Origin of the sequence: Xanthomonas sp. SHU 308 (assembly GCF_000364645.1) — a bacterium.
Taxonomy (GTDB): domain Bacteria; phylum Pseudomonadota; class Gammaproteobacteria; order Xanthomonadales; family Xanthomonadaceae; genus Xanthomonas_A; species Xanthomonas_A sontii.
In genome coordinates this window covers 1-9,238 of record NZ_AQOK01000269.1, presented here as the reverse complement: position 1 = coordinate 9,238, position 9,238 = coordinate 1, and the positions used below count along the sequence as shown (strand labels likewise).

Sequence of the window (9,238 nt, the reverse complement as noted above, 5' to 3'; positions counted from 1 at the left end):
TGGCGCAGCCCCTGCGGCCAGGCCGAAGCCGCCGAGGAAGCCGCGGCACCAGTCGAACAGCGCGTCGGCGCGCTCGGGCAGCGGCGCGCCGGCATCGGCCAGCACCAGGTCGAAGCCGAAATCGCGGTCGTTCAGTTGCGCAGTCGTGGCCTCGCGCAGGCGGTCCAGCGCATCGCCGGGGCGCGGCGCGGCGAGGCTGGCGTCGGCGAGCACGGCCGCCGGCCATGCCGGCAATTCGGCGCCGCCGCCGGCCAGCCAGCCGCACAGGCCGCCGTGCAGTTCGGCCGCCGACGCAGCCAGGCCAAGCGTCCGGCTGGCATCGGCGATCTGGTCGGCAGTAGGAAGTTCGGTCATGGAGCAAGCCTGTCGGGCGCTGGCCGCGGGCCTGTCGAGGCCTGCGGCGGAATCGGGACTGCGCAGTGTAGCAACCGCGTGTGCGCCGCCGCTTGTGGTGGCTTCCGGCACGCGCCTACACTCCACCACCCGTTCTTTGACAGAAGTCACTTTCCGCCATGCCATTGGAGCACGTTGCTGCAGGAGCTGCGGAAAGAACCGGCCTCGCCTTGTTCGGCGAGACCTTGCTGGCCGCATGGCCGCTGGTCGCGCTCGCCGCGCTGGCGGCCGGCGGGGTGGCGGCGCTGTTCGCGCTGCGTTCGCGTCGGCGCCTGCGCGAGCAACTGCAACGGCACGCGCAACTGCAGCAGCGCGACCAGCACCTGAAGCTGGCGCTGTGGGCCTCGGGCGAACACTTCTGGGATTACGACCTGCAACAGCGCAGGTTGCGGCTGATGCGCGCCGACGAGGCCACGCCGCACGCGCAGGACATCGGCCTGGTGATCCGCGAGAACGAGCCGCTGCGGATCCATCCCGACGACGTGCAGCAGGCGCGGCAGGTGCTGCAGGAACACCTGCAGGGCCTGACCGCGATCTACACCGCCGAGTACCGGGTGGACCTGGCCGGCGACGGGGTCTGGCACTGGGCGCGGGTGCGCGGCCGCGTGGTCGACTACGACGCCAACGGCGCGCCGCGCCGGCTCGCCGGCACCGCACGCGACATCACCTCGCACCGCCAGGCCGACCTGGAACGGCGCATCGCCGCCGAAGTGCTGCGCAGCATGGGCGAGGCGGTCGCCGTGCTCGACGAGGACCGCCGCTTCATCTCGGTCAACCCGGCCTTCACCCGCATCACCGGCTACAGCGAGCGCGAGGTACTGGGCCAGCCGATGGCGCTGATCGACCACGCGCCGGAAACGCCGGCGGCCCCGGTGGCCGACCACGGCCGGCATTGGCGCGGCGAGGCCTGGAAGCGGCGCAAGGACGGCCAGGAGATCCTCTGCCACCTGCGCCGCAATACCGTGGTCGACGCCGACGGCCGCCAGAGCTTTCAGGTGGTGGTACTGGAAGACATCACCGAGCAGAAGCGCGCCGAGCAGGAACTGCGCTATCTGGCCAACTACGACACGCTGACCAGCCTGCCCAACCGCGCGCTGCTGTCCGAACGCCTGGCGCGAGCGATCGTGCGGGCGCGGCGCCAGGCCGGCTCGGTCGCGGTGCTGTTCCTGGACCTGGACCGCTTCAAGGACATCAACGATTCGCTCGGCCACGCGATCGGCGATCGCGTGCTGCGCGCGGTGGCCGAACGCCTGCAGCAGGCGGTGGGACCGCAGCACACGGTGGCGCGCCTGGCCGGCGACGAATTCACCGTGGTGGTCGAGGACATCGTCAGCCAGGGCGAGGCCGAGGCGGTGGCCGCCCGCGTGCTCGCCGCGTTCGAGGCGCCGCTGCGGCTGGACGAACGCCGCGAGGTCGCGGTCTCCACCTCCATCGGCATCTCCCTGTTCCCGCAGCACGCGCTGCTGCCGAGCGAGCTGCTCAAGCACGCCGATACCGCGATGTACCAGGCCAAGGCCGCCGGGCGCCGCAACGCGCAGGTGTACTCGGCGCGCATGGACGAGGCCACCCGTCACCGCGCCACCCTGGCCAGCACGCTGCGCAAGATCCCGCTGGATCAGGAACTGAAGCTGGTCTACCAGCCGCGCTACTCGCTGCGCACGCAGCGGGTGGTCGGCGTGGAAGCGCTGCTGCGCTGGCACAGCGCCGATTTCGGGCCGGTCTCGCCCAGCCAGTTCATCCCGCTGGCCGAGGAGACCGGGCTGATCCTGGAGATCGGCGAATGGGTGCTGCGCCAGGCCTGCGGCGCGCTGCGCGACTGGCGGCGGATGGGGCTGACCGACCTGTGCATGTCGGTGAACGTCTCGGCGATCCAGCTCGAGCGCGGCAACCTGCCGGAACTGATGGCCGGGATCCTCGCCGAAACCGGCGTGCCGGCGGCCAACATCGAACTGGAACTGACCGAGAGCGTGGTGATGTCGCAGGTCGGCAAGAACGCCGAGCTGCTGCGCGCCTGCCGCAAGCTGGGGCTGACCCTGGCCATCGACGACTTCGGCACCGGCTATTCGTCGCTGGCCTACCTGAAGCGGCTGCCGATCAACACCCTGAAGATCGACCAGGAATTCATCGGCGACCTCACCCGCGACCCGGACGACGAGGCGATCACCAGCACCATCATCGCGATGGGCCACTCGCTGGCGCTGAAGGTGGTGGCCGAGGGCGTCGAGGACGCCGGGCAATTGGCGTTCCTGCGCGCGCACGGCTGCGACGAGATCCAGGGCCACCTGGTGGCGCCGGCGCTGGAGCCGGACGCCTGCCTGCGCCTGCTGCAGCAACCGCTGCGGCTGCCTGCCTGAGCGCCGGCCATGGCGCCGCCGCGCGGCGTCTTGACCGCCCCTCGGGCGCATGCCTATCGTGAGCGCCATGGACAGCCCTGACGCCCTCGCCGAGCTTCGCGCCCTTGCCGCACGCGTGGAAACGCTGGTCGAGCGCTGCCAGCGCCTCTCCGACGAGAACCGCAGCCTGCGCCAGCAGCAGGAACACCTGATCGGCGAGCGCTCGCAGTTGCTGACCAAGAACGAACAGGCGCGTTCGCGCGTGGAAGCGATGATCGCCCGGCTGAAGTCCCTGGAGCAGCACACGTGAGCGAGCCGGTCAGCGTCCGCATCCTCGACCGCGAATACACCGTCGGCGTCGAGGCCGAAGAACGCGATGGCCTGCTCGCCGCCGCGCGCCTGCTCGACGCGAAGATGCGCGAGGTGCGCGGCAGCAACCGCATGGCCGCGGTGGACCGCGTCGCCGTGCTCGCGGCGTTGAACCTGGCGCACGAGTTGCAGCAACTGCGCGACGAACAGGGGCAGCGCGAACGCGAGATGGCGCGCACACTCGCCGATCTCAATCGCCGCCTGGACAGCGTGGTCGATACGACGCGCTGATCCGCACATGGCGCTGCGATCATCAACGTGAATTGCAACGTACCGAAGGACCGACGAACGGACTAGCCAAGCGCGATCACGGCGCTATACTCCACTTGCGTTCTCTGCTGTGAACGACAGCGTGTGCAAACATTCGCCTTGTCCCTTAATGACGACCACGGGGTGGCGACGGAATCGGGAGTGCAGGTCCGCCTCGTAGCGGGAAGCCCGATGATTCTCCAGCCATCCCACTTGAACCCCGGGTTCAAGGTCGTTTCGCACGCATCGTCACGGCGGAGAATGCAATTTTTCCAGGAAACGGCGCCGCAAGGCGCCGTTTCCTTTTGTGCGTACGCAGCGTGCGTCTTCACCACGCCGTCGCCGCCGGCGCATTGCAGGTGCCACGCGTTCTCGCACCGACCGAAACCCGGGATACTGGTTTCCCCATCACGGAGATCCCGGATTGCCGACGCTCGCCCAGATCCTCGACCGCTTCGACCCCGCCGCGGGATTCGACGTCCCCGCCAGCTGGCGGCAAGGCCGCACCGCCTTCGGCGGCCTGTCCGCGGCGCTGGCGCTGCAGACCGCGCTGCGCACGGCACCGTCCGCGTTGCCGCCGCTGAAGTCGGCGCACATCGGCTTCGTCGGCCCCGCCGACGGCAGCCTGCGCTTCGATGCGCAGGTGCTGCGCCAGGGCAAGTCCGCCACCTCCGTGGGCGTCGATTGTCTGGCCGACGGGCAGGTCGCCCTGCGCGCAGCCTTGCTGTTCGCGCAGCCGCGGCCCAGCCGCATCGCCCATGACTTCCTGCCGGCGCGGCCGGCGGTCGTCGGTCCCGACGAAGCAACGCCGATCGCCGACAGCGCGGCGACGCCGGCCTTCGTCGCCAACTTCGACATGCGCCTGGCCGGCGGCGCGCTGCCGCTGTCCGCCGCAGCCGATCCGGAGTTGCTGGTCTGGGCGCGCCATCGCGACGCCGCCGGCGTGGACCCGAGCGTGGCCCTGGTCGCGCTGGGCGACTGTCTGCCGCCGGCCGCGATGACCTGCTTCACCGAGCCGGCGCCGGTCAGTTCGATGACCTGGAGCCTGGACTTCCCGCAACCGGCCAGCGCCGGCGAGTGGTTCCTGCTGCGCTCGGCCAGCCGCCATGCCGAGGACGGCTACTCGCTGCAGGACATGCAGATCTGGGATACGGCCGGGCGGCTGGTGCTGTGGGGCCGGCAGACGGTGGCGCTCTACGCGTGATCGCCGCAGCGGCGCGCGCCTGCTGGTCAGTGCGCGCGCCGGCGCCGACAATAGCGACCTCTCTCGCCACCCCTGCCAGATGACTGCCGACGACCGCGACTCCCTGCGCCAGGACCTGCGCGCGCGCCGCCGCGCGCTTACCGCGCCCGTGCGCCTGGCCGCCGCCGACGCCTTGGCGCAGCGACTGCTGGACCTGCCGTTCGCGCCGCAGCACGGCCATGTCGGCGGCTACTGGGCGATGGACGGGGAGATCGCGCTGCACCGCTGGCAACTGTCGCTGCCGGAGGCGGTGCAGTACTGCCTGCCGGTGCTCAGCGGCGACACACTGCGCTTCGCGCCGTGGCGTCCCGGTCAGCCGCTGCGCGCCAACCGCTATGGCATCCCCGAGCCCGACGTCGACCCGGCCACGACCCTGACGCCGGCGCAGATGGCGCTGGTGGTGACGCCGCTGGTCGGCTTCGACACCGCCGGCGGCCGCCTGGGCATGGGAGGCGGCTGGTATGATCGCAGCTTCGCTTTCCGCCAGCGGCAGGCCCCGCCGCCCTGGCTGGTCGGGGCCGCCTTCGACGCGCAACAGGTCGCGGCCTTGCCGCTGGCGGTCTGGGACGTCGCGCTGGACGCGGTCTGCACCGAATCCCTCACCCTGTCGACCGCGCACGATTCCCCCGCATGACCGCACGCACCCGCTATTGGCTGATGAAGTCCGAACCGGACGCCTTCTCAATCGACGACCTGCAGCGGGTCGGCACCGAACCCTGGAACGGCGTGCGCAACTACCAGGCGCGCAACTTCATGCGCGACGGCATGAAGGTCGGCGACGGCATCCTGTTCTACCACTCCAACTGCAAGGTGCCGGGCATCGTCGGCGTGGCCCGCGTGGCCAGCCAGGCCTACCCCGACGCCACCCAGTTCGACCCGTCCTCCGACTACCACGACCCCAAGGCCACCCCGGAGCAGCCGCGCTGGTACCTGGTGGACGTGGCGTTCGAACGCAAGCTGGCGCGCACCATCGCCCTGGACGAGATCAAGCAGCACGCCGACGCGCTGGGCGAGGGCTTCCCGCTGGTCGCCCGCGGCAACCGCCTGTCGGTGTTCCCGGTCAGCGCCGCGCAGTGGAAGCTGCTGCTTTCGCTCGAATAGCCGGGATTCGGGATTGGGGATTGGGGATTTACCTCCGTTCCCACCCGTCTGCCGCTTCAACGAATCCCCAATCCCGAATCCCCACTCCCGAGCTCTTCCAATGTCAGAAGCCAAACGTCTTGCCGCCGAGAAAGCCATCGACTACGTCCAGGACGGGATGATCGTCGGCGTCGGCACCGGCTCCACTGTTGCCTATTTCATCGACGCGCTCGGCCGCATCGGCCACCGCATCAAGGGTGCGGTGTCCAGTTCCGAGCAGAGCACCGCGCGCCTGCGCCAGCACGGCATCGAGGTGCTGGAGCTGAACCACACCGGCAACCTGTCGCTGTACGTGGACGGCGCCGACGAGTGCGATCCGAACAAGTGTCTGATCAAGGGCGGCGGCGCCGCGCTGACCCGCGAGAAGATCATCGCCGAGGCCAGCGAGCGCTTCATCTGCATCGTCGACCCGAGCAAGCAGGTGCAGACCCTGGGCGCGTTCCCGCTGCCGATCGAAGTGATCCCGATGGCGCGCAGCTTGGTCGCCCGCGAGATCCTGGCGCGCACCGGCGGCCAGCCGGTCTGGCGCGACGGCGTGATCACCGACAACGGCAACGTGGTGCTGGACGTGCACCACCTGTCGATTACCGACCCGGTGGCGCTGGAGCGCGAACTGAACCAGATCCCGGGCGTGGTCTGCGTCGGCCTGTTCGCACGCCGCCCGGCCGACGTGGTGATCGTCGGTGGCGAGCCGCCGCGCGTCTTTTGACGCGCGCTGGCGCGCGCGGGATTGGGGATTCGGGATTAGGGATTCGCAAAGGCAAGGATCTCGGCTTTTACGAATCCCCAATCCCGAATCCCCAATCCCCGCTCTTGACGCCACGCGCACCTTGCAACAAGGTGCGCGCTGTCCTCCCTGCCCTGGTCCGCCCATGTCCCTCTTCCGCGCGCTCTGCGTCCTTCTCCTGCTCGCCCTCAGCGGCTGCGCCAGCGCCGGTGGCGACCATTGGGTGGAATTGGGCGGACATCGCTACGACGTGGAACTGGCGCAGAACGATGCGACCCGCGCGCGCGGGCTGATGTTCCGCGACCAGATGGAAACCGACCACGGCATGCTGTTCATCCACGACCGCGAGGAACCGCAGGCGTACTGGATGAAGAACACCAAGATCCCGCTGGACATCCTGTACTTCGACAACCAGCGCAAGCTGGTGGCGCAGCAGCGCGACGTGCCGCCGTGCTCGGCCGGCGACGCCTGCCCGCCCTACCCGAGCAACGCGCCGGCGCGCTACGTGCTCGAACTCAACGCCGGCCAGGCCGAGCAGTTGAAGCTGCAGGACGGCACCGAACTGCGTTTCGGCCCGGGAATTCCTCAGGGCCACTGATCCGTCAACGGTGCCGGCGGCGTCGGGAAAAGGCCCCGCGACCACGGCGCTGAACCCGACACCGCTGTCGGGAACGGCCGGACTTGATCGGGCCCGGCTTTGCCGCCAGTCTTGGGCCATGGCCGCCCCATTGACATTGCCGAGCTGGAATACCCTGGCCGCGCTGGATGACGATGCCCTGCCGCTGCTGGCGACCGCGCTGCTGATCGCCCGCGACGAGTATCCGGAGCTGGACGCCGCCCATTACGACACCCTGGCGCAGAGTCATGCCGACCACCTGCGGCACGAGGTGGCGATGATCGAGCAGTGGCCGCTGAAGATGGCGGCGATCAATCGCCACCTGTTCGAAGAACTGGGCTATAGCGGCAACCACGACGAGTATTACGACCCGCGCAACAGCTACATGAACCAGGTGTTCGAGCGGCGCCTGGGCAACCCGATCTCGCTGGCGCTGGTGCAGATGGACGTGGCGCGGCGCCTGGACATCCCGCTCGACGGCGTGTCCTTCCCCGGGCATTTCCTGGTGCGCCTGCCGGTGGACGACGGCCTGCTGGTGATGGACCCGTTCAACGGCGGGCGTCCGCTGGCGGTGGAGGAACTGCGCGAGCGCGCGCGACCGCACATGGGCGGCGAAAGCCCGGACGACCGCGCCCTGCTGCAGATCCTGGACCCGGCGCCGCACCGCGCGATCCTTGCCCGGGTCCTGCGCAACCTGCATGGCCTGTATGCCGAACGCGACGAGTGGGACCGCGCCGCGCGCAGCGCCGACCGCGTGCTCAAGCTGATGCCGGACCAGCCCGAAGCCCTGCGCGACCGCGGCATGGCCTACCTGCAGATGGATTACGTCCCCGGCGCACGGCGCGACCTGGGCCGTTACCTGCAATTGAACCCCGAAGCCTCCGACGCCTTGCCCATCCGCGAGCGCCTGGTGGAACTGAGCGCGCGCGCGCAGCGGATGCATTGACGCTGGGAATGGGGAGAGGGGAATCGGGAATGGGAAAAGCGCATGCCCTGAGGCTCAGAGGTTGCTGACCTGATCAAGCCGTCATGGATAACCGACCGAATCGATCATCGAACGTCGGCGGACATGCGGCTCTCCCGAGTATCGGCCTTGCGATCCGACCACCCGGCCTCGCGATGTCTGCCTGCCAGCCTTGAAACTGGCCGCCGTGTGAAGCCTGCAAGGCACGGGAGTCGCTGTCCCACTCCCGATTCCCCATTCTCCAATCCCAGGCGTCAATCCATCTCCACCATCTCGAAATCGTCCTTGGTCACGCCGCAGTCCGGGCAGGTCCAGGTGTCGGGCACGTCGTCCCAGCGGGTGCCGGGGGCGATGCCTTCTTCCGGCAGGCCGTCGGCCTCGTTGTAGATGAACCCGCAGACGACGCACATCCAGGTGCGATAGGTGGTGGCGCTGGCGTCGCTCATTGGATAATCGCAGGTCACAGTCGGAACGGCATTGTCCCATCGCCGCCGACGCATCGGAAGGCTTGGCCATGAACGCATCCCCGGCGCCGCGCGGCGTGTACCTGATCACCCCAGACGAGGCCGACGGCGCGCGTCTGCTGGCACGGGTGGCGCCGCTGCTGGACCAAGGCGTGACCTGGCTGCAGTACCGCAACAAGCGCGCCGACGCGGCGCAACGGCGCGAGCAGGCCGCGGCGCTGCAAACGCTGTGCGCACAGGCCGGCGTGCCGCTGATCGTCAACGACGACGTCGCGCTGGCGCAGGCGGTGGGCGCGGCCGGCGTGCACCTGGGCGAGGACGACGGCGATCTGGCCGCCGCGCGCGCCGCGCTCGGGCCGCACGCATTGATCGGCGCCTCCTGTTACGACGACCTGGCCCTGGCCCGCAGCGCCGCGGCAGCAGGCGCCAGCTACGTCGCCTTCGGCGCGTTCTTTCCTACCCGCAGTAAGGTCACCACGCGCCGCGCCGCGCCCGAACTGCTGCGGGATGCGGCAGCGCTGGGCCTGCCGCGCGTGGCGATCGGCGGCCTCACGCCGGACAACGCGCCGCCGCTGGTGGCGGCCGGCGCCGATCTGCTGGCGGTGATCAGCGGCGTGTTCGATGCGCCCGATCCGCGCGCGGCACTGGCCGCGTACCGCGCGTGTTTCGACTGAGGCGCGAGCGCTTCCCTTCTCCCCTCGCGACCATGGCCCCCTTTTCGGGGGAAGGTGCCCCGAAGG

Annotated in this window: 12 protein-coding genes and 1 other RNA gene; 11 read left to right on the top strand and 2 right to left on the bottom strand. The window is 69.8% G+C overall.

Annotated elements, in window-relative coordinates; genetic code table 11:
- Positions 1-354, bottom strand: a 354-nt coding sequence (locus tag D588_RS24425) for a UPF0149 family protein (RefSeq protein ID WP_017915864.1), incomplete at its 3' end; no start/stop codon positions are given.
- A 209-nt stretch (positions 355-563) separates the two neighbouring features.
- On the opposite strand from D588_RS24425, the gene D588_RS0109930 reads away from it, so the two are divergent.
- From D588_RS0109930 to D588_RS0109890, 10 genes are all read left to right on the top strand, one after another.
- Positions 564-2,747 carry a GGDEF and EAL domain-containing protein gene (locus tag D588_RS0109930; RefSeq protein ID WP_017915863.1) on the top strand — a complete coding sequence of 728 codons (2,184 nt, stop codon included), beginning with the start codon at positions 564-566 and terminating at the stop codon, positions 2,745-2,747.
- Between the two features lie 67 nt (positions 2,748-2,814).
- Positions 2,815-3,036, top strand: a complete 222-nt coding sequence (locus D588_RS0109925; protein WP_017910437.1) for a TIGR02449 family protein — start codon at positions 2,815-2,817, stop codon at positions 3,034-3,036.
- A complete protein-coding gene (locus tag D588_RS0109920) occupies positions 3,033-3,326 on the top strand; it encodes a cell division protein ZapA (protein ID WP_017910438.1) in 294 nt (97 codons plus the stop codon). The genes D588_RS0109925 and D588_RS0109920 overlap by 4 nt, the downstream gene beginning before the upstream one ends.
- A gap of 98 nt (positions 3,327-3,424) precedes the next feature.
- Positions 3,425-3,609, top strand: a non-coding RNA gene (gene ssrS, locus D588_RS26600) — 6S RNA.
- A gap of 159 nt (positions 3,610-3,768) precedes the next feature.
- Positions 3,769-4,548: a thioesterase family protein gene (locus D588_RS0109915; RefSeq protein ID WP_017915862.1), complete on the top strand. Its 780-nt coding sequence runs from the start codon at positions 3,769-3,771 to the stop codon at positions 4,546-4,548.
- Positions 4,549-4,627: 79 nt separating this feature from the next.
- Positions 4,628-5,221 (top strand): 5-formyltetrahydrofolate cyclo-ligase, encoded by a 594-nt coding sequence (locus D588_RS0109910; RefSeq protein WP_017915861.1) that lies wholly within the window; start codon positions 4,628-4,630, stop codon positions 5,219-5,221.
- A complete protein-coding gene (locus tag D588_RS0109905; protein WP_017915860.1) occupies positions 5,218-5,688 on the top strand; it encodes an EVE domain-containing protein in 471 nt (156 codons plus the stop codon). Before D588_RS0109910 ends, D588_RS0109905 begins: the two co-directional genes overlap by 4 nt.
- Positions 5,689-5,788: 100 nt before the next feature.
- Positions 5,789-6,436: a ribose-5-phosphate isomerase RpiA gene (gene rpiA, locus D588_RS0109900; protein ID WP_017915859.1), complete on the top strand. Its 648-nt coding sequence runs from the start codon at positions 5,789-5,791 to the stop codon at positions 6,434-6,436.
- Positions 6,437-6,599: 163 nt separating this feature from the next.
- Entirely contained in the window at positions 6,600-7,052 is a 453-nt protein-coding gene (locus D588_RS0109895) for a DUF192 domain-containing protein (protein WP_017915858.1), read from the top strand.
- Positions 7,053-7,170: 118 nt separating this feature from the next.
- Positions 7,171-8,016: a SirB1 family protein gene (locus D588_RS0109890; protein ID WP_026143558.1), complete on the top strand. Its 846-nt coding sequence runs from the start codon at positions 7,171-7,173 to the stop codon at positions 8,014-8,016.
- Positions 8,017-8,288: 272 nt separating this feature from the next.
- On the opposite strand, the gene D588_RS0109885 is transcribed toward D588_RS0109890, so the two are convergent.
- On the bottom strand, positions 8,289-8,534 hold the full coding sequence (locus tag D588_RS0109885) for a rubredoxin (RefSeq protein ID WP_223875626.1): 246 nt from the start codon (positions 8,532-8,534) through the stop codon (positions 8,289-8,291).
- A gap of 14 nt (positions 8,535-8,548) precedes the next feature.
- On the opposite strand from D588_RS0109885, the gene thiE reads away from it, so the two are divergent.
- The gene (thiE, locus tag D588_RS0109880; protein ID WP_017915857.1) at positions 8,549-9,172 is read left to right on the top strand and encodes a thiamine phosphate synthase; all 624 of its coding nucleotides are present in this window, start codon (positions 8,549-8,551) and stop codon (positions 9,170-9,172) included.
- Positions 9,173-9,238: the final 66 nt, after the last annotated feature.